The organism is Collimonas sp. (genome assembly GCF_039923675.1).
Classification (GTDB): Bacteria; Pseudomonadota; Gammaproteobacteria; order Burkholderiales; family Burkholderiaceae_D; genus Collimonas.
The window spans coordinates 1-26,523 of sequence record NZ_JBDTCG010000097.1 but is presented as its reverse complement, the minus strand read 5'-3'; the positions used below and the strand labels follow the sequence as shown (position 1 = coordinate 26,523).

Here is a 26,523-nt window from a genome sequence, read left to right as displayed (position 1 = left end):
GCAAGCTTTTGACGCGCTATCAACACTGCAGATAAACCGGAACCGGTTAGCGCCGCAAGCGGGTAAAACCGGCCGGTTCCCATTCCCGCATCGCCAGCAACATGCCGCTGCCGCGCCGCTTGGCCAAAGGCGAGGCCAGGCTTTCTTCGTGCAGTTCGGCGAATTTGAGGCGGACTTGGCGCAGCTCGCCTTGCATTTTAACGATGGCGGCTTCCGTCAGCATGCCATTGGAAAACGTCAATGACTCATCGGCGCGGTTGAAGCCGCTGTCGAGAAAATCGCCCAGCCCTTGCTCTCGGAAATATTTGCGGATCGGGCCTTCCGGGATCCAGTCGAAATCCCGCGCGACATCCAGCCGGATCCGGTTGCCCGGCAACAGGCTGATCAGGCGCAAGCGATCGAGCCGCAGCAGGCGTTGTAAACATTCCGCTTCACTCAAGCGATAAGCCGCGAGGATGTCAATCAGGGTCCAATGGTTAAGCGCGCAAGCGGCTACCAGCAGCAGCTTCGGATCCGACACCAGTTCTTGTTCCTGCTCAGCGCTGAGCACGCGCAGTCTCAGTTCGCCGGCGCTGGCGGTTTGCGCCAGCTCCGCCAAGGTGAAACCAAGCATGTTACTCACCTGCACCAATCGCTCAAGGGCAAAGCGCCCCGAGGCGAACATGCGCTTCACGCTCGCTTCCGACATGCCCAGCTCGCGCCCGACGTCGCGATAGGTTTTGCCTTGCTGCCTCAGTTGCTGCTTGAGCGTTACGACGAGTTGGGTTGCTTCGGTCATGACGACTAGTATCGGAATTCGATACTTTCCTTTATAGAATTAAATACTTGTTTCTATAAAGTACCATTTATAGCGATATTCCGGCAATCTGCGAGCACACCATTACCAAGGGGATGCATCTTGAGACGTTTGCTTGTCTATCTGCCGACGCTAGTCACCACGACAATCTGCGGCCTGTTTTTATTTCACGGGCCGATAGCGCAACTGCCGCACTACAACGAATTTGCCGACCAGTCTGCCTTCATGAGGGTACCGCATGCCGCCGATGTTTTTTCCAATCTCGGCTTTGCATTAATCGCTGTATGGGGCTTGTTCAGATTACGGAAAGTACGCGAACAGGCATTTCTCGAAGCTGGTTGGCGTGGTTATCACCTGTTCCTGGCCGGCTTGTTGCTGACCGCACTGGGTTCCGGCTTTTACCACCTGGCGCCGGACAATTCACGGCTGCTATGGGACCGCTTGCCGATTGCCCTGGCTTGCACCGGTTTGCTGGCGGCTATCAGGGCGGAGACCGTCACCAATGTCGACAGCAAGGCAAATGTCGCACTACTGGCGGTCTGCGCATTATTCAGCGTCGGCTGGTGGTGGCTGGGCGAACGCCATGGCGTCGGCGATCTGCGGCCGTATCTGCTGATACAGGGCTTGCCGCTGGTCTTGATCCCGCTCTGGCAGTGGATTTACCGGGCCCCGGTTGCAGACCGCCGCGCCGTTGGCATCGCCCTGTTGCTGTATGTCGGGGCAAAGATCGCGGAACTGAACGATCACCAGCTGTTTGATCTTCTGGGAGTCATCAGCGGCCACACGCTCAAGCATTTGCTGGCAACTGCGGCAGCGGGCGTGCTGGTCTGCCGGGTAGTCCGGCGTACTCGGGAATGGAACGATTTGACAGCAGGGATAGATCGGCTGGCCGTCTAGCCGATCTGCGACAGTACCCGGCCAATAATCTAGCGCTGCACCACAATCGGATTGACGCTGGTGCGCTGGCGGATCTGTTGCAGGATGCTGTTGGCGTCGGAGCGGCTGGCGTAAGGTCCGGCATACAAGCGATACAAGCCGTTGACCGCAACGCTGTTAAGCGAATTGACTACGCCGCTCAACTCTTGCATGAGACGGGCGCGGGCGCCGTCGGCATTGGCTTGCTGGGAATAGGCGCCGAACTGCAGGTAGAAGCCGGCGGCGAGCGTGCTGTTGCTATCGTCCTGGGCCGCGGCTGGCGCAACGCTGGCTGCGGCAGACGGCATCGGGCCGAGCAGCAGCGGCTGCGCCGTCAGCACCGGCATGTCGACGGATTCCGTGACTACGGTCGCCGGCGCGCCGATATCCCTGGCCGGCTCAAGCTGCGCTTGCGGCAACGCTAAAGTACCGTTCTGGCGTTGCTTGTTCATCGCGATGATATCTGCCGGCAGCAGCCGTTCCACCTCCAGCTGGCCACTACCGCTGCCGATGTAGCCCAGCTTCAGCGCCGCCGTATAGGACAGGTCGATGATGCGGCTGGAATGGAAAGGTCCGCGGTCATTCACCCGCACGATCACCTGGGCGCCGGTTTTCAGATTGGTTACCCGCGCATAGGACGGGATCGGCAAGGTCGGATGGGCGGCGGTCATCTTGTACATGTCGTACAGTTCGCCGGAAGATGTCTTTTGATTATGGAATTTCTTGCCGTACCAGCTGCCGGTGCCGCGCTGCTTGAACGGCTGGTCGTCGGTCAGCGGCGTGTAGGTCTTGCCAAATACCACATACGGCTTGTTGCCGGTGCGCGAATAAGGTTCGATGGCGGGAATCGCATCAGGAACGTCCAGCAGCCCTTCTGGCGTGACATCGCCCGGGCCGTCATCCTTGTAGTAGCCGCCGCGGCCGGAGCCTGCCGCGGGCAGCGACGGCCCCCCACGGCCGCTCGCAGCGGTCTTGGTCGGCGCGGAGGAGGCTGAAGGCGCTTTCGGCGACGAGCCGCAGCCGGTCAGTATCAGCGCCGTCAGCAATGCGCCGGCATACGCGGCGATGCCGTAGCTGGTGCTCACTTTACCGTGGCGCCGCGCGCCCTGCCTGCCTACCATGCATTCTCCCTGACTTTCCGCTGGCCATTGCTCATGCATAACTGCAGCAATGGACTCGAGTTTGACGACACAAGTTCAACCATGGTCATGTTTGTATCAGTTTGCGATGGCGCTGGATGCTCATCAGGATGCCGGCGCCCAGGCCCAACGTAACCAACGCCGTGCCGCCATAGCTCATGAATGGCAAAGGTACGCCAACCACCGGCAAAATGCCACTGACCATGCCCATGTTGACGAAGGCATAAGTAAAGAAAATCAGCGTGATGGAGCCGGCCAGCAAACGCGTGAACATGGTGGGCGCATTGACCGCAATCATCATGCCGCGACCGATCAGCAGCATGTACAAGAACAGCAGGACGCCATTGCCGATCAAGCCGAACTCTTCGGAAAATACCGCAAAAATGAAGTCGGTGGTGCGTTCGGGAATGAATTCCAGATGCGCTTGTGTGCCTTTCAGCCAACCTTTTCCGAAGACGCCGCCAGAGCCGACCGCAATCGTCGATTGAATGATGTGGAAACCTTTGCCGAGCGGGTCCGAGGTCGGATCGATCAGCATCATCACGCGCTGCCGCTGGTAATCGTGCAATACCGACCACAGCACCGGCAGGCTGGCCGCGACGGCCACCGCCAGGCCGACCAGTACACGCCACGACAGGCCGGCCAGGAAAATCACATAGAAGCCGGCCGCCAGCACCAGGGTGCCGGTGCCTAGGTCCGGCTGGCGGATGATCAGGCCGACCGGCAGCGCCAGCAATATTGCCGCCACCAGGTAATCGCGCCAGGTGATCATGCCTTCGCGCTTCTGGAAGTACCAGGCCAGCATCAGGGGCATGGCGATCTTCATGATTTCGGACGGCTGGATGACGACGCCGAAATTGATCCAGCGCCGCGAACCCTTCTTGACGATGCCGAACAAGGCCACCGCAATCAGCAAAGCCACCCCGACCGTATAGATCGGCACTGCAAACCGCATCAGGGTCTGCGGCGGTACGTTGGCGGCGACCCACATGATGACGAACGCCACCAGGATATTGCGCAGCTGGTCTTCAACCCGCCCAGGAAAATCGATCCCGGCCGAATACAAGGTGACGATGCCGACCGCCAGGATCAGGAAAATGATCAGAGACAGCGCTGCATCGAATACCACGATGTGTGATTTGATGCTGCGCAGCCAGGCGTGTTTATCGGTCAGGCTCATGCTGTTGCTTTCAATTCGGCGGCCATCTGTTATTCCCGGTTCCCGGGGGTTTCTTCACCCGGCTTATAGCTGTTTTCCGAGCCATCGCTGGACTTCATGTCGTCCGTCGGTTGCGCAGGAGTGATGTCTTCCTCCACCGGCGTCGGTGCAGCGGCTGGCGCTGCCTTGCCGGAATCGCCAGGGCGCTTGCCCAACAGATAAAAATCCAGGGCCTTGCGTGCGATCGGCGCCGCCGCCGCCGCTCCGAAGCCGCCATTTTCGACGATCACGGCCAGCGCGATGCGCGGCTTATCGGCAGGGGCAAATGCGGTATACCAAGCATGGTCCAGCTGGCGCGAACTCAGTTTCTTGGCATCGAACTTCTCGCCTTGCTTGATGCTGACCACCTGTGCCGTCCCGGTCTTGCCACCCGACTCGTAACCAGCCCCTGCAAATACCTTGGCGCCGGTACCTTCACGTGTCACGCCGACCATGGCTTTCTTGATGAAGTCGACGTTTTCCTGCTTCAGCGGAATCCGATAGCTTTCCTTTGGCACCGTCTCTGTGTGCTGGCGGGTCACGCCGTCTTCAATGATTTTCACCAGATGCGGTTTCATCACGATGCCATCGTTGACCAGCGTCGCCACCGCATGCGCCATCTGCAAAGGCGTAAAGGAATTGAAACCCTGGCCGATGCCGAGGGAAATGGTGTCGCCGCCTACCCATTTCTGTGCCGCCACGCGTTTGTAGTATTTACGCTTCCAGTCGGTCGATGGCAACAGGCCACGCTGCTCGTGTTCCAGATCGATGCCAGTCAGCTGGCCGAAGCCGAACGGCTTCATGAAATCATGGATGGTGTCGGGCCCCAGATCGTTGGCCAGCATGTAGTAATAGGTATCGCAGGAAACCACGATCGACTTGTACATATCGACCCGGCCGTGGCCACCGACCTTGTCGTCGCGGAACTGATGGCCGCCCAGCATGAAATAGCCGACATCGTTGATTGCAAACGCTGGCGTTCGCTTGCCCAGCTCAAGCGCAGCCAGCGCCATGAACGGCTTGTAGGTCGAGCCTGGTGCATAGCTGCCGCTCATCGGCCGGTTGATCAGCGGGTGGTCGGGCGAATTATTCAACTCATCCCAGCTTTGCTGGTCGATGCCTTCGACGAACAGGTTGGGGTCGAAGGAAGGCTGTGACACATACGCCAGCACGTCGCCGGTGGATGGCTCGATCGCCACCATTGCGCCGCGGCGGTTGCCGAACGCTTCTTCAACCACCTTCTGCAATTCGATGTCGATCGACAGGATCAGGTTGTCGCCCGGCGTCGCTGACACGTGCGACATGCTGCGCACCGCCCGTCCGCTGGCGGCGATTTCGATTTCCTCGTAGCCGGTGGTGCCGTGCAATTGTTTTTCGTAACTTTTTTCCAGCCCGTCCTTGCCGATGTAGCTGGTGCCTTTGTAGTTGGCGGCGTCGTCACTGTCGTCGATGCGGTCGGCGTCCTTCTGGTTGATGCGGCCGATATAGCCGATCACGTGGGCCGCCACTTCGCCCAGCGGATACTGGCGGAACAAACGCGCCTGCACATCGATGCCGGGAAAGCGGTAACGCTGTGCGGTGAAGCGCGCCACTTCCTCATCGGTCAGGCGGGTGCGGATCGGCAGGCTGGCGAAACTCTTGGAGTCTTCCAGCAATTTCTTGAAACGGCGACGGTCCTTCGGCGTGATACTGACCACCTGCGCCAGATCATCGATCACGCTATCGATATCGCCCTTGATTTTCGAGCGGGTGATTTCCAGCGTGTAGGCGGAGTAGTTGCGCGCCAGGATAACGCCGTTGCGATCCATGATCAGGCCGCGGTTGGGCACCACCGGCACCAGCGAAATCCGGTTGTCTTCAGCTTGTGCGGCGTAGGCATCGTGACGCACCACCTGCAACCAGACAAAGCGCGCGCACAGCAGGCCAAAGCAGATCAGCACAAACGCGATAGCCGCCGAAATCCGCAGGCGGAAATTTCTGAGTTCGCGTTCGGTGTTTTTAAATTCTGTCATGAATAACTCTGCAACGGTTCAATAGCAGTCGTAGCGATAAATGCTAGATTGGGCGATTGTCATCGCGATCGACTGCGCGCCGCTGCGGCGCCAGCAATAACCACACCACGAGCGGCCACAAGGCCATGCTGACAAAACTCTCGGAGAAATACAGCCAGCCGGGAAACTTGCCGCTGACCGACATGCGGATCACCATCTGTATCAGCTGTGTAAACAGCATCAAAGGCAGCACATGCAGGGCCTGGACGCCGACCGAAAACCACAATACGCGGCGATGGATCATGATCGCAAAATACGATAACAAAGTGTATGCCAAGGCGTTCTGGCCGAGCAGCGTGGCTTCATGCACGTCCATCAGCAAGCCCATGCAAAAGGCGATGCCGATGCCGATCTTGCGCGGCTGGTGAATGCTCCAGAACACCAGCGTCAACGCGACGAAATCCGGCACCCCGGGCCATTGGCCCCATGGCAGCAAATTGAGCAGAAACGCCAGCAGCAAGGTCATCGCAATGAACAGCGGATTGGCCGGCAACAGAATATAGTGAGGACGCATCATCGGACACTGGCTCCCTGCGGATTTTTGCGGGCCGCTTCCGGATTATTTTCTTTGCCGGCATCTTTGGCAGCAGCTTCCCTGGTCTTGTCACGGGTGCTCTCGGTCAGACGGCGTTTGCTGAGAATGTCGGCCTTGCTGTTGGGGACAGCCGCCTCATCATCCGGCCGAGCGATCGGATTCGGATCGACCAACAGGATCAGCAACTGCGTGTGCCTGTCGATACCTGCCACCGGCTCGCACACGATATGGGCGAAGGCGTCGGCCGACTTGGTTTCAACCTGTATCACCTTGGCAACCGCAAGACCGGCCGGATAGACACCGTCGATGCCGGAGGTGACCAGCAGGTCGCCCTTTTGGATATCGGCGTTGGACGACATGAAACGCAGGTCGAGGTAACCGGACTGGCCGCGGCCGTAGGCGACGCTACGCAAGCCGTTGCGCAGCACTTGCACCGGAATCGCCTGGTCTTTGTCGGTCAGCAGCGTGACTTCGGAAGTGAATGGAAATACGCGCGTCACCTGGCCGACAATCCCGGCGTCGTCGATCACCGGCTGGCCGGTAGCGACGCCATGCTGCGAACCACGGTCCATGATGACCTTGCGGGCAAACTGGTCGCGCGCGTCATACAGGATTTCGCTCATCACCGATTTCACCGGCAAGCGCTGCTCGACGCCGAGCAATTTACGCAGTTGCGCATTTTCCGCGGCCAGCTGCAGCGCCTGCTGCAATTGCTGCGCGCGCTCGCCTTGCTTGCTGCGCAATGCCTGATTTTCTTTTTCCACCGTCGACAGCGAAGAAAAATAATCGATCACTTTGTTGCTGGCGTCACGTGGCACCAGAGCGACCATCTGCAAGGGATAAAGCGCGGTGCCGACTGCCTGGCGTAGCAGCAGCAAGGCATGTATCTTCGAGTCGGCAATCAGCAGCGACAACGCCAGCAGCGTGCATATCACCGCCTTGGCGCGGGCGGAAGCGCCTTGCTTGAAGAGGGGTGGTGGACTGTATTCCATCAGTAATGGACAGGTTCGGTATGGTCGGTAACTGGCGGCACCAGCAGGTTCATGCTGATACCGCAGATGTGACAACGGGTCGTATGCACTGGTGCACCGACCCGGTTGCCGTTACCCACCCTCAAGATAAAACTGACGAGGTTGGGTAAGCGTCGCATCAGCCTGGATTACTCGTAAGAAAAGATCGAGCCCAGCTTGTCCATCCGTTCCAGCGCCATACCGGAACCGCGCACCACGCAAGTCAGCGGGTCTTCGGCCACGATCACCGGCAAACCGGTTTCTTCCATCAGCAACCGGTCCAGATCGCGCAGCAAAGCGCCGCCGCCGGTCAGCATCATGCCTTTTTCGGCGATGTCGGCGCCGAGTTCCGGCGGTGTCTGTTCCAGCGCGTTCTTGACGGCCGATACGATGTTGTTGAGCGGATCGGTCAGCGCTTCCAGGATTTCATTGCTGGAGATGGTGAACGAGCGCGGGATGCCTTCGGACAGGTTGCGGCCCTTGACTTCCATCTCACGCACTTCCGAACCAGGAAAGGCGGAACCGATTTCCTTCTTGATCGCTTCGGCAGTCTGTTCGCCGATCAGCATGCCGTAGTTGCGGCGGATGTAGTTGACGATGGCTTCGTCGAATTTATCGCCGCCGACCCGTACCGAGCCTTTGTAGACCATGCCGCCCAGCGAGATGATGCCGACTTCGGTCGTACCGCCACCGATATCCACCACCATCGAACCGGTCGCATCCGAGACCGGCAAGCCGGCGCCGATCGCCGCGGCCATCGGCTCTTCGATCAGGAACACCTGCGAAGCGCCGGCGCCCAATGCCGACTCGCGAATCGCGCGGCGCTCAACCTGGGTCGAGCCGCAAGGTACGCAGATGATGATGCGTGGCGACGGCTTGAACAGCTTGGTGTCGTGCACCATGCGGATAAACTGCTTGAGCATTTGCTCGGTGACAGTGAAGTCGGCGATCACGCCGTCTTTCATCGGGCGGATCGCTTCGATGTTGCCAGGAACCTTGCCCAGCATCTGTTTTGCTTCACGGCCGACGGCTTGAATTGTCTTCTTGCCGTTCGGGCCGCCCTGCTGGCGAATTGCTACAACCGACGGCTCGTCCAGGACAATACCTTTATCGCGTACATAAATCAGCGTATTCGCGGTACCCAGGTCAATCGCCAGGTCATTTGAAAAGTAGCTGCGTAAAAATCCAAACATGAATTGTTCCAATGCGCAACAATGGTGCGCTTAAACGTTTTTTAGGGGGGTGTCTAGTATCCCGCGCATGGTAAAGATCTATTACCTGCCGCATGGACGCAACATTCTACCTTATAATTTGACTCAACTTAGGGCGTATAGCGCTCAAAATGCTTGCTTTTTACAAAAATCCGAGCAATTTTCCGCAAGCAAAGCATTTACTTTTTAACCACACTAGCAGCCGCGCCCCGAAGCGCGAACGAAAATCATGTCATTAGCCCTTTCCGACGTTAAGCGCATTGCCAATTTAGCACGCCTTGAACTCACCGAAGACCAGGCCGCCTCCACGCTGGACAAACTGAACGGTATCTTCTCTCTGGTGGAGCAGATGCGCGCAGTCGATACCACCGGTATCGAACCGCTGAGCCACCCGATTGCCGCGATCCGCCATGATCTCGCCCTGCGCTTGCGCGACGACGAAGTGACCGAACCCAATCGACGCGAAGAATATCAAAAAGTTGCCCCGGCGATTGAAGATGGTTTATATCTGGTGCCTAAGGTAATCGAATAAATCATTTCGCGCTTGCTTGCACCGATCTGCGAGCGATGTGCGCACGATAAATGCTCCGAAGCCTGGCGGGCGGTCCCGCAAAGTTAATATTTAAAAGTACTCATGCATACCAAAACACTCAAGCAATTGTCAGTGCTGTTGCACGAAAAGAAGATTTCCGCCGAGGAATTGGCGCAACTGTACCTGGCGCGTATCCAGCAAAGCGACCTGAACGCCTTCTTGCATGTCGATCAGGAACTGACCTTGCAACAGGCGCGCGCCGCCGACCAGCGTCTGGCGCAAAGCGACACGACGCCGCTGACCGGCGTGCCGATCGCCCACAAGGATATATTCGTCACGCGCGGCTGGCGCGCCACCGCCGGTTCGAAGATGCTGGAAAATTACACCAGCCCGTTCGACGCCACCGTCGTCGAACACTTCAACAACGCCGGCATGGTGACCTTGGGGAAATTGAACTGCGATGAATTCGCGATGGGTTCGTCGAATGAAAATTCGTATTTCGGCGCAGTCAAGAATCCGTGGGACAAGTGCGCGATTCCTGGCGGTTCGTCTGGCGGCTCCGCGGCGGCAGTAGCTGCGCGCCTGACGCCGGCGGCCACCGCAACCGACACCGGCGGCTCGATCCGCCAACCGGCTTCGCTGTGCGGCGTCACCGGCATCAAGCCGACTTACGGCAGCGTCTCGCGCTTCGGCATGATCGCCTTCGCCTCGTCGCTGGACCAGGCCGGGCCGATCGCCCAGACTGCGGAAGACTGCGCGCTGCTGCTAAACGCCATGACCGGTTTCGATCCGCGCGATTCGACCAGCCTGGAACGCGCCAAAGAAGATTTCAGCCGCGATCTGGAAAAAGATTTGAAGGGTTTGCGCATCGGTATTCCACGCGAATATTTCAGCAGCGGCCTGGCGCCGGATGTCGAGCAGGCGGTACGCGCGGCGCTAGCCGAATATGAAAAACTGGGCGCGACGCTGGTCGACATTTCGCTGCCGAAAACCGAACTGTCGATCCCGGTCTATTACGTGATCGCACCGGCCGAAGCGTCGTCCAACCTGAGTCGTTTCGACGGTGTTCGCTATGGCCACCGTGCGGCCGATTACAAAGACTTGGCAGAGATGTACAAGAAGTCGCGCGCGGAAGGTTTCGGCGAAGAAGTGAAGCGTCGCATTCTGGTCGGCGCCTATGTGCTGTCGCACGGTTATTATGACGCCTACTATCTGCAGGCGCAAAAGATCCGCCGTCTGATCGCCCAGGATTTCCAGAACGCACTGAGCGGCCCGAACCGCCAGTGCGACGTCATCATGGGGCCGGTTTCGCCGACCGTGGCGTGGGATCTGGGCGCCAAGGCCAACGATCCGGTGGCCAATTACCTGGCCGACATCTACACCTTGTCGACCAGCCTGGCAGGTTTGCCCGGCATGTCGATACCGTGCGGTTTCGGCCAGGGCGAGAAGAATGCACGACGTCCGGTGGGCTTGCAAATCATCGGCAATTACTATGACGAAGCCAAGCTGCTCAACGTCGCGCATCAGTTCCAGCGCGTCACCGACTGGCATCTGCGTTCGCCTGACTGATGAGCCGCCTGATGCCATCTGTTTCGCGCAATCGCGTCAGCTTGCTGGCGCTGCTGACCCTGAGTGCGGCGTTATTGGCGCCGGCCAGCCAGGCGCAACAGTTGCAGACCAAGTTCGGCTGCAACATGACGCGCAATGAGGATGGCGAAAAAGTGATTTACGGCGACACCGGCGAGTTCAAGCTGGATGGCGACCGCATCGAAGCGCTGCGCTGGGAATCGGCGCTGTACCGGCCGACCCACGGTTTCGAATGCAGCATCGACACCAGCGACGATCCGCAAGCCGAAGTCGAGCAGGACGGCAAGAAAGACAACTGGCGCATCACCTTGAAAGATCCTGCCGCGGCACGCCAACAGCGCGGTTACGATTTTTTCAATCACGGCATGAATTGCAGTATTCGCTTGCAACGCGATGGCGACAAATTGCACGTGATACCCAGCTGCCCGGCGCTATGCGGCTCTAGAGGAAATTTTACGGAACTGTCGGTAGACTTGAAGACCGGCGACTGTAGTTATCAAGATAAATGAGGAAATAATTATGCAGTGGGAAGTCGTGATCGGTCTGGAAACGCATACGCAACTCTCGACCAAGTCAAAAATATTCAGCGGCGCCTCGACCCAGTTCGGCGCGGCAGCCAACACCCAGGCCAGCCCGGTCGATCTGGCCTTGCCAGGCGTGCTGCCGGTGCTCAATCGCGGCGCGGTAGAACGCGCGATCCAGTTCGGCCTGGCGGTGAACGCCACGATTGCGCCGCAATCCATTTTTGCGCGTAAAAACTACTTCTACCCTGACCTGCCGAAAGGCTATCAGATCAGCCAGTTTGAAATTCCTGTGGTCCAAGGCGGCAAAGTCTCCTTCATGCTGGAAAAAGACGGCAAGAGCGAGCTGCGCAGCGTGCAACTGACGCGCGCCCATCTGGAAGAAGACGCCGGCAAATCGTTGCATGAAGACTATCAGGGCATGAGCGGCATCGACCTCAACCGCGCCGGTACGCCGCTGCTGGAAATCGTGACCGAGCCGGACATGCGCAGCGCCGCTGAAGCGGTGGCCTATGCCAAGGCTTTGCACTCGCTGGTAATGTGGCTGGGCATTTGCGACGGCAACATGCAGGAAGGCTCGTTCCGCTGCGACGCCAACGTCTCGGTGCGCCCAGTCGGCCAGGCTGCCTACGGCACCCGCAGTGAAATCAAGAACCTCAACTCCTTCCGCTTCCTGGAAGAAGCAATCAACTACGAAGTGCGGCGCCAGATCGAAGTGATCGAAGACGGCGGCAAAGTAGTGCAGGAAACCCGCTTGTACGACCCGGACAAGAAGGAAACGCGCTCGATGCGCAGCAAGGAAGATTCGCAGGATTACCGCTACTTCCCCGACCCGGATTTGCCGCCGCTGGTGATCGCTGCGGAATGGGTGGAACGCGTGCGCGCCACCATGCCGGAACTGCCGGACGCCATGCGCGAACGTTTCGTCCGCGATTTTGGCTTGTCGGAATATGACGCAGCGGTATTGACGCAGTCAAAAGCCATGGCGGGTTACTTTGAAGCAGTGACGGTCAAAGCCGGCAAGGAACAAGCCAAGCCTGCCGCCAACTGGCTGATGGGCGACCTGGCGTCGGCGCTGAACCGCGAAAACGTCGATGTCGCGCACGCGCCTGTCAGTGCGGCGCAGCTGGCCGTGCTGTTGCAGCGTATCGCCGACGGCACCATCTCCAACAAGATTGCCAAGGAAGTATTCGGCGCGATGTGGGAAGCAAAATCCGCACAGGAAAACCTGGCCGACGAGATTATCGAAAGCAAGGGCCTGAAGCAGATTTCCGACAGCGGCGCATTGGAAAAAATAATCGATGACGTGTTGGCGGCCAACGCCAAATCAGTCGAGGAATTCCGCGCCGGCAAGGAAAAGGCCTTTAACGCCCTGATCGGCCAGGCCATGAAAGCCACCAAGGGCAAAGCCAATCCGGCGCAATTGACCGAGCTGTTGAAACGGAAACTGACGACATAACAGCAGGACGACAGCAGGACGAAAAAAAACGGCTGGACGCTCTGCCAGCCGTTCTGCTTTCTGCGGCAGCTTCTCTCAGCGTGCGGCCTGCGCTTCCGCAGCGACGCTGGCCAATTCCCGATAGTGCTTGAGGGTTTCGTCGAACTTGCCATTGATACGGGTCAATTCGGACTGATGATCCGCCATGTTTTTCTGGTTATAGGCGATATCGCGATTAGCTTCGTCCATCTTGTTGCGCAAGCTCATCGGCAGACTTTTCTTGTGCTTGTAAAACTCGGCTTCGGTATTGGCTGTTTTCAGCTGGTTCTGCGCATCGTCGATGCCGATCTGGTCGCGCTTGATCAAATCTTGCGACAACGACAGATAATAGCGGCGCGAAGATTCGATGTCGGCCTCGCTGCGATAACGCGCCAGCAAAGCACGGTCCTGTTGGCGCCGCTGCTCTGCCGTCGCCGCCTCCGCCCGCCGTTTTTCATCCAGGATGTCCTGCTGCCGTCTTTGTTCCGCGGTCAGCGGCGCCGGGATTTCTCGCCTCACCACTCCCGCCTTGGACAATTCCACAATCCGGCGGTCGGCACATTCCGGCATCGGATGGTCGCCGGTGACGGTGCGCCCGGCGGCATCCTTGCAGGTATAAATCTGGCCGTGCGCCATGATGGGCAGCAAAGGCAGCAAGCCTGCTACACCGAAAAACAAAGTTCGCTTAAGAGTTAGTGCAATCCGCTTCATTCCCATCATCCACGACAAATGTCGACACACAACACGTTGCAATCCGGCGCGAGCGATACCAGCAGCGCGAAGGCAACGGCTCGTGCGTCACACAAGCCGCGCGATCATGCTACCCCGTAGCGCTCCCGGTAAGCTGCTACCGCAGCCTGGTAGCGGTTCAGTTCAGCATCGGCGCCAGCACCGGAAATATATTCCAGCAAGTCGTTCAGGTTGCCGATCGAAACCACCGGCATGCCATACGCTTGCGTCACTTCTTCTACTGCGGAATTGGCCGATAAAGCGTCATCCTTGCCGGACCGCTCCATCCGGTCCAGCGCGATCACTACCGCACAAGGCGTAGCGCCGGCGGCGCGGATCATGTCGACCGACTCCCGCACAGAGGTCCCGGCTGAAATCACGTCATCGATAATCAGCACCCGACCCTTCAATGGCCCGCCGACGATGTTGCCGCCCTCGCCGTGATCCTTGGCTTCTTTGCGGTTATAGGCAAACTGCACATTGCGCCCTTGCGCCGCCAGCGCCACCGCGGTGGCCGAAGCCAGCGTAATACCTTTGTAGGCAGGTCCGAACAGCATGTCAAACTGCAAACCAGAATCAATCAGGGTGCGTGCATAAAATTGCGCCAGCTGGCCCAGGGCGGCGCCCTCGTTAAACATGCCCGCATTGAAGAAATACGGCGAGGTGCGCCCTGCCTTGGTGACAAACTCGCCGAACTTCAGGACCCCGGCCTTCACCGCAAATTCAATAAATTGTTGACGTAAATTGTTCAAAATGCACTCCAGACGGTTGAGGCTGACAAATTTTGTCGCTATTTATAAACCAAAAGCGACACCAGACCGCCATTTTAAATGGAGTTCACCTGCTACACAGCGGTAAGTGCAAACAACGTGCCTGCCATGTCAATGCTTTGCATACAGAGCGGTCTACACGCCCAGGCTACGCTTCGGTTATCCTTGGTACCTCACCGGACATCATTTCCCATTAATTTTTTACCAATAACAACCATGCCAAGAATCATTTCCGCCAATCTCAACGGTATCCGCTCCGCAGCCAGGAAAGGTTTCTTCGAGTGGCTGACCAAACAGTCCGCCGATTTCATCTGCGTCCAGGAACTGAAAGCGCAAGCCGCTGACATGACGCCGGAATTCCTGACGCCGGAAGGTTACGTCGGACATTTCCATTACGCCGAAAAGAAGGGCTATTCGGGCGTCGGCTTGTATAGCAAACGCAAGCCGAAATCGGTCAGGATCGGCTTTGGCAATCCGGAATTCGATGCCGAAGGCCGTTATGTGGAGTGCGATTTTGGTGATTTGACGGTGATTTCCTTGTACTGCCCGTCCGGATCGTCCAGCGAAGAACGGCAAATCGCCAAGTTCCGTTTCATGGAAGCATTCCTGCCGCATCTGCAAGAACTCAAAGCCAGCGGCCGCGAAGTCGTAATTTGCGGCGACTGGAATATCGCGCATCAGGAACGCGACTTGAAAAACTGGAAGGGCAACAAGAAGAACTCCGGTTTCCTGCCGGAAGAACGCGCCTGGCTGACCCGGCTGTTTGACGAAGTCGGCCTGGTCGACGTCTTCCGCAAGGTCGACCAGCGCGAAGAGCAATACACCTGGTGGAGCAACCGCGGCCAAGCCTGGGCCAAGAACGTCGGCTGGCGTATCGACTACCACATCTCCACACCGGGCATCGCCGCCAACGCGCATGCGGTGGCCATCTACAAGGACGAACGCTTCTCGGATCACGCGCCGCTGACGATCGATTACTCCTGATTGGTTCCGACGGCAGCCCTAGGAGTCTGTCGGACTCCTAGACCGGCTGGCCGTCGACGAACACGATCAGTTCGCCCTGGCCAAATTTGGTCCATACCTCATTGGTCGTCAGCGGCTCGGTGACGATCACTGCGACCCGGTCTTGCGGCGTGGTTACTTGCGAGAAATCGACGCTGACATCCTCGTCTGAGAGATGGGCTTCGGCAAACGGGAACTGGCGCACGATGTAATACAGATTGGTCGAGCAATGCGTAAACAACGCCGAGCCATCGGACAGCATCATGTTGAAGGTGCCGTGGGCAGCAATTTCACTTGCCAGTTCGCGCAACGCAACGGTCAGCTCGGCCTGTGATGGCGGGCTGTCGCCGAAACGCTGGCGCAGCTGCTGCAGCAGATAACAGAACGCCAGCTCGCTGTCGGTATTACCGACCGGCCGGTAAGGGCCGTTAAGGCGCGGCGCGAATTCCTTCAGATCGCCATTATGGGCAAAGACCCAGTAGCGGCCCCACAACTCCCGTACAAACGGATGGCAGTTTTCCAATGCCACCTGGCCCTGGGTGGCTTTGCGGATATGCGCGATGACGTTTTTCGACTTGATCGGACAACGCCGGATCAACTCCGCCACCGGCGAGGCGATCGCCGCCTGGTAATCGACAAAATGACGCACGCCGCTGCCTTCGAAGAAGGCGATGCCCCAGCCGTCGCTATGATGATCGGTCTGGCCGCCGCGTGTGGCGAAGCCGGTAAAGCTGAACACAATGTCGGTCGGCACATTGCAATTCATTCCAAGTAACTGACACATATTCCTGAACCAGGTGAGATAAACGTAATTTGCTGCCGCATTATTGCGGCAATATTCAATTTGATAACGGTATCACGCAGAAGCCGCAATAAAAAGTTAAATATCGTGCCGCTGCCGCGCCCCACGGCGCCGCACATCAGTTCGGCGCAATACCTTGTATATCTTCCTCCAAATGGAGCGCAACCGCTTTGCCAGCAATATGTGGGCACACCGCGTGCCGGCATCAGATCCGGCGCCGTATAAAAAAGGAAGAGACAATGACACTGGCCGCTCGTACGCCGCACACAAACTCACGTCCCGTTATGACCGGCATGGAATGCCGCAAGCCGCACAATGTGGCCAAATGGCGCTGCCTGTTTCTGCCGTTGGCATTGCTGCCAGGGTTTTTTGTGGAGTCTGCCGCCGCTAATGCCAACGCTGCCGACCTGCCCAAGATCATTTATGTGCGGCCGGTGCCAAACAACGACGACTTCCTCCTGCAGCAAGGCAGCAGTGGCGTCAACAACGCCGCCAAACTGTACAAGATGCAGGCCGGCACGCTGGAAAGCCAGCCTACCCGCGCCGGCCGCCTGCAACAGCTGGACAACGCGGTCAAGCAAGGCGCCAAGATCGTGGTGGTAATGGGAGTGGAGTTCAAGGAACTGCTGGACAGTGTGGCGCGCCAGGCGCCGCAGACCCGTTTTCTGATTCTTGAACACTGCATTGACAACGCCGCCAGCAATATCACTTGTATCACTTTCCGTGAATCCGAAGCCAGCTACCTGGCCGGCATGCAGGCGGCGCTGGTCTCTGCAACCGGCAAGATCGGCCTGATCGGCGCCAGCGATACCGCTTTGCGCCAGAAAAACAGCCAGGCCTTCACCAATGGCGCACGAGCCGCCAAACCGGCGATTTCGGTGCACGAGCCGTTGTGGGTGGAAGGCGCTCAGCCGTTCAACGATCCGTCGCGCGCCGAGGCGCTGACCAAGACCATGCTCGGCGACGGCGTCGACGTCATCTGGGCCGCCGCCGCCGGCAGCAATTCCGGTGTGTTCAAGGCACTCACGCCACAGTCCCATGCCAAGGCCATCGGCAGCGGCGTCAACCAATGCATCCAGGCGCCGGGCAAGGTACTGGACAACGTCGAAGTGCATGTGGATAGCGCAATTATCCTGGCGGTCGGCTTGCTGGCCAACGGTTCGACCTCACCGCGTTTTGATTTCGGCCTGAAAGAGGGGGCCGTGGCGTTGACCGCACTGAGCTTGGATGCCGCCTATTCGGAGTGCGACATCTTGCATCAACGGCCGCTGCTGCAAAAGCTGCGCGAAGCCAGCACTGCAATCATCAGCGGCAAACTCAAGGTAGATTAAATAGCGGTAGCCGGTCGATTCTGATAGCGTTGTGCTTTTATTTATCCTGGAGCATGGCGCATGGATCAACTGGCTGCAATGCGCGCCTTCCGGCGTGTGGTGGAGAGCGGCAGCTTCACCGCTGCCGCCGCTGAACTCAACCAGTCGCACACCATCGTTTCGCGCCAGGTACGGCAACTGGAGCTGGAGCTGGGCGCGCAACTGCTGAACCGCACAACGCGCCGCTTTGCGCTGACCGAGGCCGGCCAGGAATACTATGAACGCAGCCGCCACATACTCGACCAGATAGACGACGCCACCCAGGCCGTATCGGCGCATCAGGCGCGGCCGTCCGGCACCTTGCGGGTTAATGCGCCGATGGCGTTCGGCACGCTGGAATTGGCGCAATGGCTGCCGCAATTCATCATCGCCAATCCGCAGTTGAAAGTCGACCTGGTGTGCAATGACCGGCTGGTCGATGTGATCGAAGAAGGTTTCGACGTGGCGTTGCGCCTGACCCGCAGCTTGCCCGACTCGACCCTGGTCGCCAAGCGCCTGGCGACTTGTGGAATACTCCTGGCGGCTTCACCGGCATATCTGAAACGGCAGGGCGTCCCGAACCAGCCCGCTGACCTGACCCGGCATAACTGCCTGACTTACACGTTGGCGAAAAAACCCGACGAATTCGAATTTTACGCAGCCGATGGCAGCGAACACACGGTGACTGTACGTGGCAACTTGCAAGCCAACACCGGGATTGCCTTGCGTTCGGCGGCGCTGGCCGGGCTGGGCATCGCCGCCACCAGCTCCTTTATCGTGCACGAAGACTTGCGGCGTGGCGATCTGTTGCAGGTATTACCCGGCTTCACGCTGAAGCCGCGCGACCTGTACGCGATCTATCCGCAAAATCGGCACTTGTCGCCGAAAGTAAGGGCTTTTGTCGATTTCGCGGTGACATGGTATGCCACTCCGCGCTGGGATTGAAACAGCGCGTCAATTCTCAATGCAGACGGAAATGGCCGGCGCCGAACAGACCGATCAGCCCGATGGCGATCAGGTAGAAAGCCACGATATAGTTCAAGAGCTTGGGCGTGATCAGAATCAGGATGCCGGCGATCAGGGACACGATGGGAACGAGCGAAAAATGTATATTCATGGGTAAATCCATAGGATGGAAAACGGCGCAATGCGGACTGCGGACAGGGGTTCTGACCGATCAGCGATTCTACAAGATCGCCGCCATCTTACGGAGAGATTTACATAGGACTTACGCAAAACTGTCCCGGCAAGGCACGACGACGAAGACAGTACGGCGTACGGCTAGGAGGAGTAACGCCGCTGGGGCAGTTTTGCGTAAGTTCTATTACATATCGACATATAGAGGAATGAAACATGCCGCCTGATGGAAGATTCATGGTGCGGATCGAGCCAAAGAATTGGGACTTTGAAGCGTCTGGCGCCATCCCTGTCATGGAAGCAGCGAGGCAATCCGCAATCAACTTGCCGAGTTCATGCAGAAACGGCACATGCCGAACCTGCATGTGCCGTCTTCTCAGTGGAGAAATTCGCTACCAGATCGCGTGGCCGGGCCTGAGCAGCGATGAAAAAAAAGACGGCTACATCCTGCCCTGTATCGCTTATCCGCAATCCGACCTGGTCATCGAAGAACCGCGTGCCACGCAACTTATCAAGTAAGGCGCGCCGCCACCGCCCGATGCTGCTGCGTCAAACCGCCGAAACCGTAAGCGGCTGCCCGCACATCGTGGACGTGGACATAGCTTTCATGATGCAGCTCGCCCAGCAATGCACCGATTTCCTTGAAGACTACATCGATGTAACGCGCCTTTTCATCCGCGGTGTTGGTTTCATCGGTGATACGGATGTCCAGGAAGAAGCTGGTCTTTCTTTGCGCCGCCAATGACGGGCCGCCGACAAACCAGTGCGCCGGATCGACGTGCGAAATCGCAACCGAGGTCAGTTCAGGTTTCTTGTGCAAAATCTCCGCGGTCAGACGTGACAAGGTGCCGGCGACCTTGGCTGACATCGCGGTGTCCGGAGTAGTGGATAACAGTACGGTAAGTATGGGCATGATGCGCTTTCAATATAGGGTAGAAAAAGAAGCAACGGCTGCTGTAGCAATAGGAAAATCTATTTCTAGCTGACCAGCTCCAGGATTTCACTGGTGCTGCGAATTTCAGCAATGGCGTCCGACATGCCGGTCAATACGGCGCGATGCAAGTCCTTGTGATTGACTACACCGCCGTCCCAGCTGCGGATGTCACGCGTGGCGCTGGCGTCGCTGCCGATGATGACTTTGTAGCCGTTGGCGACACCATCGAAAGAAGTCGCCGCCACGCAGTTATTAGTCATCAAGCCAGTCACGATCAGCGTCTTGATGCCACGCGCCTGTAGTTGTTGCTGCAGATCGGTGCCGGCAAAAGCACTGGCGAAGGTTTTGCGGACAATCGCATGATGCGAAGCCACTTGCATATCGGGATGGAATTCGGCCATCACCGTGTTTTTCGTAAACAGTGGCCGCTCGACTGCATTCCATTGCTGCACATGAAACACTGTCATGCCATGCTTGTCGGCTAGCGTAATCAGGCGATTGGCGTTGCGCACTACCGCCAAGCCATCCGGAATCGGTAGCTTGCCGCTGAAGTATTCATTTTGAACATCAATCACCAACAGAGCGGTCGTTTTCGGATCGAGGCTGGTGCTGGCTGTCGCGCCTACCAGGGTCCGGATGGTTGGATTACCGGCCAGGTTGTTGGTCGAGGCATTCATGTGAGCTCCTGTTGGTGAGTTGGAGTACACAGCTTAAGCCCGCGAGCAGCGCTAGAACAGCGGGTAGATAACACATGATTTGTGCAAGAACAGCACAAATCATCATTAAATTAATTTATTCGCAACATCACACCCGTACCAAGTCGCTTCAATCCTTGCAGGAGTTTTCTCACTCAATCCGCCAACGGCAGAGGACTGGACGGCTTGATCTCTTCCAGACACACCATGGAACGCACTCCCGCCACCCCCGGCACCTGCATCAAACGATCCGTCAAAAATGCCGATAGCGACTTCAAATCGCTGGCCGCCACCTTCAGCAAATAATCGAAGTCCCCCGAAATCGTATAGCACTCCAGGATTTCAGGAAACAGGCGGATCGCCTTCTCCAACTTGCGCACCTGCTTGAACTGCTCGCGCGCGATATTCAGGTTGACGAAGGCGACCACGCCCAAGCCGATGGCCGCCGGTTCCACCTGCGCGGCATAACCCCGGATGATGCCGTCTTTCTCCAGCCGCTGGACGCGCCGGTAGCATTGCGGCGCCGATAAATTGACTTGTTCCGACAGTTCCACATTGGATGCGCGGCCGTTCGCCTGCAGGGTGCGCAGCAGTATCCTGTCGTAACGATCGAGTTTTTCCACCTTGCTTTCCATCTTTACTCCCACTTATGCACGATTCGTGCGTATTACAACCAATTCATGCTTCATTATGCACAAATATTTCCATCGCTTGTGATTATCATGTAGCCAGATGCAATACATATATACAACAGCATTTTGCAGCTACCTCTAAGCGTCTCAGCCAGCGTCCGCCTGCGGACATAACGTCATCGCCTGGCCAGGCTAGGTTCTTAGAAGTGGCCTCACCAGGAGCAGACCATGAAGAACCATGCAATAACTCTCGAAGACCGATACTGCGCGCACAACTATGAACCGCTGCCGGTGGTGCTCAGCAGCGGCAAAGGCATCTGGCTGTGGGATCAGGATGGCAAGCGCTACATGGACATGATGTCGGCCTACTCTGCCGTCAGTTTCGGCCATAGCCACCCTACCTTGGTCGGCGCGCTGACCAAACAGGCCGCCCAGCTGGCAATCGTCTCGCGGGCGTTCTATAGCGACCAGCTCGGACCGTTCCTGCAATTATTATGCGAAATGACCGGCATGCCTAAGGCTTTGCCGATGAATAGCGGCGCGGAAGCCGTCGAGACCGCGATCAAGGCGGCTCGCAAGTGGGGCCACAAGGTCAAGGGCATTGCTGAAAACAGCGCTGAAATCATCGTTTGCCACGGCAATTTCTCCGGCCGCACCACAACCATTGTCGGCTTCTCCTCTGAAGCGCAGTATCGCGATGGTTTCGGGCCGTTTTCCGGTGGTTTCAGCAGCGTGCCGTTTGGCGATGCCGCCGCCATGGAAGCCGCAATTACGCCGCGCACCGCAGCCTTCTTGCTGGAACCGATCCAGGGTGAAGCCGGCATCATTGTGCCGCCCGATGGCTATCTGGCAAAATGCCGTGAAATCTGCGACCGCCACAACGTCTTGCTGATTTGCGATGAAGTGCAAACCGGCCTCGGCCGTACCGGCCGCCTGCTGGCCAGCGACCACGACGGCGTCAAGCCGGATGGCCTGATCCTGGGCAAGGCCCTTGGTGGCGGTTTGCTGCCGGTATCCGCATTTTTAGCCAGGGAAGATTTGATGGCGGTGTTTACGCCCGGCGACCATGGCAGCACCTTCGGCGGCAATCCGCTGGCGGCGGCTGTCGGCCATGCGGCGCTGCGCTTGCTGCGCGAAGAGAAGCTGGCTGAGAACGCACAACGCATGGGCGAGCGCCTGTTGAGCGGCTTGCGGGCGATTCAGCATCCTGCGATCCGGCAGATCCGCGGCAAGGGCCTGCTGATCGGCATGGACCTCGATCCGAGCTTTATTTCCGCCCGCGAATTCTGCGAACGGTTGATGAGCCAGGGTATTTTATCGAAGGACACGCATGACACCGTGGTGCGCTTTGCGCCGCCGCTGATCATCACCGCCAACGACATCGATACCGCACTCGAAGCCATTCGCCACACATTTTCGACCTTGACTGATACACCCGCAACCAACCTGACCGAAAGGAGCTACGCATGACCAACCAACTGCTGGACCATACCGCGGAAGACACATTCTTGATGTGCGCTCCGGACCATTTTGAAGTGTCTTATGTCATTAATCCGTGGATGGCTGGCAATATTGCGCATGGCAACCGTAGCATCGCCATGGAGCAATGGCTGGCATTGGTGGAAGCCATCGGCCAGGTAGCGAAGATCGAGATGATGCCGGCCATGCCGGGCGTTCCCGATCTGGTATTTACTGCGAATGCCGGCGTAGTGCTGGGCAATAAAGTGGTGTTGTCGCGTTTCCGCCACGTTGAGCGGCAAGCTGAGGAAGTCTATTTCGACGCCGCCTTCACCGCCCACGGTTTTGAAGTGCTGACCCTGCCGCCGGAGCTGCCTTTCGAAGGCGCCGGCGACGCGCTGATGGACCGCAGTGAAAACCTGTTGTGGTTCGGCCACGGCCATCGCTCCGATATCGCTTGCGCCACCCGTTTGTCTGAACTGCTGGACATCGAAGTGCAGCCGCTGAAACTGGTCGACGCCCGCTTCTATCATCTGGATACCTGCTTCTGTCCTTTGGCTGGCGGCTATGTGATGTATTTCCCTGAAGCATTCGACGCCGAGTCGCAAGCGCACATCACAGCCCGTGTTCCAGCCGACAAGCGCATTATCGTCGGTAGCGAAGATGCCCTGCATTTTGCTTGCAATACCGTCAACTCCGGCCGTCATATTTTCCTGAACCAGGCATCGGACACGCTGGTCGCTCAGCTGCAGGCACACGGTTTCATTGTGCATCAGACAGCATTGACCGAGTTCCTCAAGGCTGGCGGCGCAGCAAAATGCCTGACGTTGAAGCTCAATGAACCACATCAAGGCGCTACACAGGCGGTCCGCCAAGAAGCTGCCTAATCAGCTATCTGGAATACGCAAGCCATTGATTTAACGTATAATTTCTGGCATTGCCCTTGCAAACAACCCGGCGCTATCGGCGACCGGGTTTTTTGCGTCCTGACCGACTGAGTACGCTAATGACGCCTTCCGCAACAAATCCTGCCGCTTCAATCAACCCCGTCGAAACGCGTTTGCGCGAGCTACTGGCGCAACGCATCCTGATCCTGGATGGCGCCATGGGCACCATGATCCAGCAATACAAGCTGACGGAAGAGGATTATCGCGGCGGTCCCAATGGCCGCTTCATCGACTTCACCGGGCCGGGTCGGGAGCTGTTCGTCAAAGGCAATAACGAATTGTTGTCGCTGACGCAGCCGCATATCATCAGCGCCATTCATGAGGAATACCTGGCGGCCGGCGCCGACCTGATCGAAAGCAATACCTTTGGCGCCACCACTGTGGCGCAGGACGATTACCATATGGCGCATCTAGCCTATGAGATGAACGTCGCCTCGGCACGGCTGGCGCGCGCTGCTTGCGACAAATACTCGACGCCGGACAAGCCGCGCTTCGTCGCCGGCGCTCTCGGCCCGACGCCGAAAACCGCGTCGATCTCGCCGGATGTGAATGACCCGGCGGCGCGCAACGTCACTTTCGATCAGCTGGTCGCCACGTACCTGGAGCAAACCCGCGGCTTGGTCGAAGGCGGGGCCGATGTGCTGCTGGTCGAAACCATTTTCGATACGCTGAACTGCAAGGCTGCGCTGTTCGCCATCGATACCTTCTTTGAAGAGTCGGGACTGCGTTTGCCGATCATGATTTCCGGCACCGTCACCGATGCCTCGGGACGTATCCTGTCGGGACAAACCGTGCCCGCTTTCTGGAATTCTATCCGCCACGCCAAACCGCTGACGGTCGGCCTCAACTGCGCACTGGGCGCGGCGCTGATGCGTCCCTACGCCGAAGAGTTGTCCAAGATCGCCGATACCTTCGTCTGCATTTATCCGAACGCCGGTCTGCCCAATCCGATGAGCGACACCGGCTTCGACGAAACCCCGGACGTCACTTCGTCACTGCTGAAGGATTTCGCCGAGAGCGGCTTCGTCAACATCGCCGGTGGCTGCTGCGGCACCACGCCGCCGCACATCAAGGCGATTGCCGATACCGTCGCCAGAATTCCGCCGCGTACCGTGCCGGAAACCACGCACGAAATGCGCCTGTCCGGCCTGGAGCCGTTCACCATCGACGACAACTCGCTGTTCGTCAACGTCGGCGAGCGCACCAACGTCACCGGCTCCAAGGCGTTTGCGCGGCTGATCCTGAACGAGCAATACGACGAAGCGCTGGCGGTGGCTCGGCAGCAGGTTGAAAACGGCGCTCAGGTCATCGACATCAACATGGACGAAGCGATGCTGGACTCAATCGCAGCCATGCAGCGCTTCCTCAACCTGATCGCTTCCGAACCGGATATCGCGCGCGTGCCGATCATGATCGATTCGTCCAAATGGACGGTGATCGAGGCCGGTCTCAAATGCGTGCAGGGCAAGGCTGTCGTCAACTCGATATCGATGAAGGAAGGCGAGCCGGAATTCCTGCGCCAGGCCAAGCTGTGCCGGCGCTACGGCGCCGCCGTGATCGTCATGGCCTTCGATGAAAAGGGCCAGGCCGATACCTTCGAGCGCAAGATCGAAATCTGCGAGCGTGCCTACAAACTGCTGGTGAACCAGATCGGCTTCCCGCCGGAAGACATCATTTTCGACCCGAATATTTTTGCGATCGCCACCGGTATCGAAGAACACAACAACTACGCAGTCGACTTCATCAACGCCACCCGCTGGATCCGCGAAAACCTGCCGCATGCAAAAATCAGTGGCGGCGTTTCCAACGTCAGCTTCAGCTTCCGCGGCAACGATCCGGCGCGCGAAGCGATCCACACCGTGTTCCTGTATCACGCGATCAAGGCCGGCATGACCATGGGCATCGTCAACGCCGGCATGATGGGCGTCTACGACAACCTGTCGGCGGAATTACGCGAGCGGGTTGAAGACGTGGTGTTGAACCGCAGAGACGATGCGACCGAACGCATGATCGAAATCGCTTCGACCCTGAAGGCTGGCGACAAGAAGGAAGAAGCGACGCTGGAATGGCGCGGCGGCACAGTGCAGCAGCGGCTGGCGCATGCGCTGGTGCAGGGCATCACGCAATGGATCGTGGAAGATACCGAAGAAGCCCGGCAAGAATTGTTGAACAACGGCGGCCGCCCTATCCATGTGATCGAAGGCCCGCTGATGGATGGCATGAACATCGTTGGTGACCTGTTCGGCGCCGGCAAGATGTTTCTGCCGCAGGTGGTGAAGAGCGCGCGCGTGATGAAGCTCGCGGTCGCGCACCTGATCCCGTACATCGAGGACGAAAAGCGGCTGACGGGCACCGCGTCGAAGCCGAAGGGAACGATCGTCATGGCGACGGTCAAGGGCGACGTGCACGACATCGGCAAGAACATCGTCGGCGTCGTGCTCCAGTGCAACAACTTCGACGTCATCGATCTCGGCGTGATGGTGCCGGCGCAGAAGATCCTCGCCACGGCGCGCGAGCGCAACGCGGACGCGATCGGGCTCTCGGGCCTCATCACGCCGTCGCTCGAGGAAATGGCGCATGTGGCGGCCGAAATGCAGCGCGAGGGCTGCACGCTGCCGCTTTTGATCGGCGGCGCGACAACGTCGCGCGTGCATACCGCCGTCAAGATCGCGCCGCATTACGCCGGCGTTACCGTGTACGTGCCCGACGCGTCGCGCGCCGTGGGGGTCACCACGCGCCTTTTGTCACCCGACCAGCGCGACGCATTCATCGCCGAGACGGCCGCCGACTACACACGCGTGCGCGCGCAGCATGCCGCGAAGTCGGGCCCGAAGCTTGTCACGCTCGCCGCCGCGCGCGCCAACGCGTTCGCCACCGACTGGAAGCAATACGCGCCGCCGGCGCCGACGCTGATCGGCAAGCGCCCGCTGCGCAACGTCGACCTGTCGCTGTTGCTGCCGTTCATGGATTGGGGACCGTTTTTCCAGGCATGGGAATTGTCGGGACCGTATCCGGCGATCCTCGACGATCCGGTCGTCGGTGAAGCAGCGCGCAACGTGCTCGCCGAGGGAAAGGCGATGCTTGCCAGGATTATCG

Annotated in this window: 26 protein-coding genes; 12 read left to right on the top strand and 14 right to left on the bottom strand. The window is 58.4% G+C overall.

Annotated elements, in window-relative coordinates:
• Positions 1 to 46: 46 nt before the first annotated feature.
• Positions 47 to 778 carry a transcriptional regulator gene (locus ABI171_RS21625; RefSeq protein ID WP_348094632.1) on the bottom strand — a complete coding sequence of 244 codons (732 nt, stop codon included), beginning with the start codon at positions 776 to 778 and terminating at the stop codon, positions 47 to 49.
• A gap of 120 nt (positions 779 to 898) precedes the next feature.
• On the opposite strand from ABI171_RS21625, the gene ABI171_RS21620 reads away from it, so the two are divergent.
• Positions 899 to 1,693, top strand: coding sequence for a hypothetical protein (locus ABI171_RS21620; protein WP_348094631.1), 795 nt, complete (start codon positions 899 to 901; stop codon positions 1,691 to 1,693).
• Between the two features lie 29 nt (positions 1,694 to 1,722).
• On the opposite strand, the gene ABI171_RS21615 is transcribed toward ABI171_RS21620, so the two are convergent.
• From ABI171_RS21615 to ABI171_RS21590, 6 genes are all read right to left on the bottom strand, one after another.
• On the bottom strand, positions 1,723 to 2,832 hold the full coding sequence (locus tag ABI171_RS21615) for a septal ring lytic transglycosylase RlpA family protein (protein ID WP_348094630.1): 1,110 nt from the start codon (positions 2,830 to 2,832) through the stop codon (positions 1,723 to 1,725).
• 85 nt (positions 2,833 to 2,917) lie between these two features.
• Positions 2,918 to 4,030 (bottom strand): rod shape-determining protein RodA, encoded by a 1,113-nt coding sequence (gene rodA, locus ABI171_RS21610; protein ID WP_348094629.1) that lies wholly within the window; start codon positions 4,028 to 4,030, stop codon positions 2,918 to 2,920.
• Positions 4,031 to 4,059: 29 nt separating this feature from the next.
• A complete protein-coding gene (gene mrdA / locus ABI171_RS21605) occupies positions 4,060 to 6,060 on the bottom strand; it encodes a penicillin-binding protein 2 (protein WP_348094628.1) in 2,001 nt (666 codons plus the stop codon).
• 43 nt (positions 6,061 to 6,103) lie between these two features.
• The gene (mreD, locus tag ABI171_RS21600) at positions 6,104 to 6,616 is read right to left on the bottom strand and encodes a rod shape-determining protein MreD (RefSeq protein WP_348094627.1); all 513 of its coding nucleotides are present in this window, start codon (positions 6,614 to 6,616) and stop codon (positions 6,104 to 6,106) included.
• Positions 6,613 to 7,626, bottom strand: coding sequence for a rod shape-determining protein MreC (mreC, locus tag ABI171_RS21595; RefSeq protein WP_348094626.1), 1,014 nt, complete (start codon positions 7,624 to 7,626; stop codon positions 6,613 to 6,615). The genes mreD and mreC overlap by 4 nt, the downstream gene beginning before the upstream one ends.
• 167 nt (positions 7,627 to 7,793) lie before the next feature.
• Entirely contained in the window at positions 7,794 to 8,837 is a 1,044-nt protein-coding gene (locus ABI171_RS21590) for a rod shape-determining protein (RefSeq protein ID WP_038493730.1), read from the bottom strand.
• Positions 8,838 to 9,084: 247 nt separating this feature from the next.
• Between ABI171_RS21590 and gatC the strand changes: the two genes are divergently transcribed.
• The 4 genes from gatC (at position 9,085) to gatB (ending at position 12,954) form a co-directional block, all read left to right on the top strand.
• Positions 9,085 to 9,387, top strand: coding sequence for an Asp-tRNA(Asn)/Glu-tRNA(Gln) amidotransferase subunit GatC (gatC, locus tag ABI171_RS21585; protein WP_348094625.1), 303 nt, complete (start codon positions 9,085 to 9,087; stop codon positions 9,385 to 9,387).
• 102 nt (positions 9,388 to 9,489) lie between these two features.
• The gene (gene gatA / locus ABI171_RS21580) at positions 9,490 to 10,956 is read left to right on the top strand and encodes an Asp-tRNA(Asn)/Glu-tRNA(Gln) amidotransferase subunit GatA (RefSeq protein ID WP_348094624.1); all 1,467 of its coding nucleotides are present in this window, start codon (positions 9,490 to 9,492) and stop codon (positions 10,954 to 10,956) included.
• 11 nt (positions 10,957 to 10,967) lie between these two features.
• Complete coding sequence (locus ABI171_RS21575) at positions 10,968 to 11,483, top strand: hypothetical protein (protein ID WP_348094623.1); 516 nt, start codon at positions 10,968 to 10,970, stop codon at positions 11,481 to 11,483.
• 10 nt (positions 11,484 to 11,493) lie between these two features.
• Positions 11,494 to 12,954: an Asp-tRNA(Asn)/Glu-tRNA(Gln) amidotransferase subunit GatB gene (gene gatB / locus ABI171_RS21570; protein ID WP_348094622.1), complete on the top strand. Its 1,461-nt coding sequence runs from the start codon at positions 11,494 to 11,496 to the stop codon at positions 12,952 to 12,954.
• A 75-nt stretch (positions 12,955 to 13,029) separates the two neighbouring features.
• Here the strand turns inward: gatB and ABI171_RS21565 are convergent, their stop codons facing one another.
• Both ABI171_RS21565 and pyrE read right to left on the bottom strand, forming a co-directional pair.
• Positions 13,030 to 13,650 carry a DUF4124 domain-containing protein gene (locus ABI171_RS21565; protein ID WP_348094621.1) on the bottom strand — a complete coding sequence of 207 codons (621 nt, stop codon included), beginning with the start codon at positions 13,648 to 13,650 and terminating at the stop codon, positions 13,030 to 13,032.
• Between the two features lie 137 nt (positions 13,651 to 13,787).
• Entirely contained in the window at positions 13,788 to 14,453 is a 666-nt protein-coding gene (pyrE, locus tag ABI171_RS21560; RefSeq protein WP_348094620.1) for an orotate phosphoribosyltransferase, read from the bottom strand.
• Positions 14,454 to 14,687: 234 nt separating this feature from the next.
• On the opposite strand from pyrE, the gene ABI171_RS21555 reads away from it, so the two are divergent.
• Positions 14,688 to 15,455, top strand: coding sequence for an exodeoxyribonuclease III (locus ABI171_RS21555; protein ID WP_348094619.1), 768 nt, complete (start codon positions 14,688 to 14,690; stop codon positions 15,453 to 15,455).
• A gap of 37 nt (positions 15,456 to 15,492) precedes the next feature.
• Here ABI171_RS21555 and ABI171_RS21550 read toward each other — a convergent pair whose 3' ends face one another.
• Positions 15,493 to 16,257: a class II glutamine amidotransferase gene (locus ABI171_RS21550; protein WP_348094618.1), complete on the bottom strand. Its 765-nt coding sequence runs from the start codon at positions 16,255 to 16,257 to the stop codon at positions 15,493 to 15,495.
• A 257-nt stretch (positions 16,258 to 16,514) separates the two neighbouring features.
• On the opposite strand from ABI171_RS21550, the gene ABI171_RS21545 reads away from it, so the two are divergent.
• Positions 16,515 to 17,606 (top strand): BMP family ABC transporter substrate-binding protein, encoded by a 1,092-nt coding sequence (locus ABI171_RS21545; protein WP_348094617.1) that lies wholly within the window; start codon positions 16,515 to 16,517, stop codon positions 17,604 to 17,606.
• A gap of 60 nt (positions 17,607 to 17,666) precedes the next feature.
• Positions 17,667 to 18,569 (top strand): LysR family transcriptional regulator, encoded by a 903-nt coding sequence (locus ABI171_RS21540; protein WP_348094616.1) that lies wholly within the window; start codon positions 17,667 to 17,669, stop codon positions 18,567 to 18,569.
• A gap of 16 nt (positions 18,570 to 18,585) precedes the next feature.
• On the opposite strand, the gene ABI171_RS21535 is transcribed toward ABI171_RS21540, so the two are convergent.
• A complete protein-coding gene (locus ABI171_RS21535; protein ID WP_348094615.1) occupies positions 18,586 to 18,741 on the bottom strand; it encodes a DUF3096 domain-containing protein in 156 nt (51 codons plus the stop codon).
• A gap of 257 nt (positions 18,742 to 18,998) precedes the next feature.
• On the opposite strand from ABI171_RS21535, the gene ABI171_RS21530 reads away from it, so the two are divergent.
• Positions 18,999 to 19,280 (top strand): 2Fe-2S iron-sulfur cluster-binding protein, encoded by a 282-nt coding sequence (locus tag ABI171_RS21530; RefSeq protein ID WP_348094745.1) that lies wholly within the window; start codon positions 18,999 to 19,001, stop codon positions 19,278 to 19,280.
• On the opposite strand, the gene ABI171_RS21525 is transcribed toward ABI171_RS21530, so the two are convergent.
• From ABI171_RS21525 to ABI171_RS21515, 3 genes are all read right to left on the bottom strand, one after another.
• Positions 19,273 to 19,674, bottom strand: a complete 402-nt coding sequence (locus tag ABI171_RS21525) for a 4-oxalocrotonate tautomerase family protein (RefSeq protein WP_348094614.1) — start codon at positions 19,672 to 19,674, stop codon at positions 19,273 to 19,275. The genes ABI171_RS21530 and ABI171_RS21525 overlap by 8 nt on opposite strands.
• Positions 19,675 to 19,739: 65 nt before the next feature.
• Positions 19,740 to 20,372, bottom strand: a complete 633-nt coding sequence (locus ABI171_RS21520; protein ID WP_348094613.1) for a cysteine hydrolase family protein — start codon at positions 20,370 to 20,372, stop codon at positions 19,740 to 19,742.
• A 173-nt stretch (positions 20,373 to 20,545) separates the two neighbouring features.
• Entirely contained in the window at positions 20,546 to 21,013 is a 468-nt protein-coding gene (locus ABI171_RS21515; protein WP_348094744.1) for an Lrp/AsnC family transcriptional regulator, read from the bottom strand.
• Between the two features lie 237 nt (positions 21,014 to 21,250).
• Here ABI171_RS21515 and rocD point away from each other — a divergent pair, with 237 nt between their 5' ends.
• From rocD to metH, 3 genes are all read left to right on the top strand, one after another.
• Positions 21,251 to 22,492: an ornithine--oxo-acid transaminase gene (rocD, locus tag ABI171_RS21510; RefSeq protein WP_348094612.1), complete on the top strand. Its 1,242-nt coding sequence runs from the start codon at positions 21,251 to 21,253 to the stop codon at positions 22,490 to 22,492.
• Positions 22,489 to 23,367: an arginine deiminase-related protein gene (locus ABI171_RS21505; protein ID WP_348094611.1), complete on the top strand. Its 879-nt coding sequence runs from the start codon at positions 22,489 to 22,491 to the stop codon at positions 23,365 to 23,367. The genes rocD and ABI171_RS21505 overlap by 4 nt, the downstream gene beginning before the upstream one ends.
• 119 nt (positions 23,368 to 23,486) lie before the next feature.
• Positions 23,487 to 26,523 (top strand): methionine synthase (gene metH, locus ABI171_RS21500; RefSeq protein WP_348094610.1); only part of this gene is annotated, 3,037 nt, incomplete at its 3' end.

Coding starts and splice junctions, on each gene's coding strand:
- ABI171_RS21625 (WP_348094632.1), bottom strand. CDS start 778: ATGACCGAAGCAACCCAACTCGTCGTAACGCTCAAGCAGCAACTGAGG.
- ABI171_RS21615 (WP_348094630.1), bottom strand. CDS start 2,832: ATGGTAGGCAGGCAGGGCGCGCGGCGCCACGGTAAAGTGAGCACCAGC.
- rodA (WP_348094629.1), bottom strand. CDS start 4,030: ATGAGCCTGACCGATAAACACGCCTGGCTGCGCAGCATCAAATCACAC.
- mrdA (WP_348094628.1), bottom strand. CDS start 6,060: ATGACAGAATTTAAAAACACCGAACGCGAACTCAGAAATTTCCGCCTG.
- mreD (WP_348094627.1), bottom strand. CDS start 6,616: ATGATGCGTCCTCACTATATTCTGTTGCCGGCCAATCCGCTGTTCATT.
- mreC (WP_348094626.1), bottom strand. CDS start 7,626: ATGGAATACAGTCCACCACCCCTCTTCAAGCAAGGCGCTTCCGCCCGC.
- ABI171_RS21590 (WP_038493730.1), bottom strand. CDS start 8,837: ATGTTTGGATTTTTACGCAGCTACTTTTCAAATGACCTGGCGATTGAC.
- gatC (WP_348094625.1), top strand. CDS start 9,085: ATGTCATTAGCCCTTTCCGACGTTAAGCGCATTGCCAATTTAGCACGC.
- gatA (WP_348094624.1), top strand. CDS start 9,490: ATGCATACCAAAACACTCAAGCAATTGTCAGTGCTGTTGCACGAAAAG.
- ABI171_RS21575 (WP_348094623.1), top strand. CDS start 10,968: ATGCCATCTGTTTCGCGCAATCGCGTCAGCTTGCTGGCGCTGCTGACC.
- gatB (WP_348094622.1), top strand. CDS start 11,494: ATGCAGTGGGAAGTCGTGATCGGTCTGGAAACGCATACGCAACTCTCG.
- ABI171_RS21555 (WP_348094619.1), top strand. CDS start 14,688: ATGCCAAGAATCATTTCCGCCAATCTCAACGGTATCCGCTCCGCAGCC.
- ABI171_RS21550 (WP_348094618.1), bottom strand. CDS start 16,257: ATGTGTCAGTTACTTGGAATGAATTGCAATGTGCCGACCGACATTGTG.
- ABI171_RS21545 (WP_348094617.1), top strand. CDS start 16,515: ATGACACTGGCCGCTCGTACGCCGCACACAAACTCACGTCCCGTTATG.
- ABI171_RS21540 (WP_348094616.1), top strand. CDS start 17,667: ATGGATCAACTGGCTGCAATGCGCGCCTTCCGGCGTGTGGTGGAGAGC.
- ABI171_RS21535 (WP_348094615.1), bottom strand. CDS start 18,741: ATGAATATACATTTTTCGCTCGTTCCCATCGTGTCCCTGATCGCCGGC.
- ABI171_RS21530 (WP_348094745.1), top strand. CDS start 18,999: ATGGTGCGGATCGAGCCAAAGAATTGGGACTTTGAAGCGTCTGGCGCC.
- ABI171_RS21525 (WP_348094614.1), bottom strand. CDS start 19,674: ATGCCCATACTTACCGTACTGTTATCCACTACTCCGGACACCGCGATG.
- ABI171_RS21520 (WP_348094613.1), bottom strand. CDS start 20,372: ATGAATGCCTCGACCAACAACCTGGCCGGTAATCCAACCATCCGGACC.
- rocD (WP_348094612.1), top strand. CDS start 21,251: ATGAAGAACCATGCAATAACTCTCGAAGACCGATACTGCGCGCACAAC.
- ABI171_RS21505 (WP_348094611.1), top strand. CDS start 22,489: ATGACCAACCAACTGCTGGACCATACCGCGGAAGACACATTCTTGATG.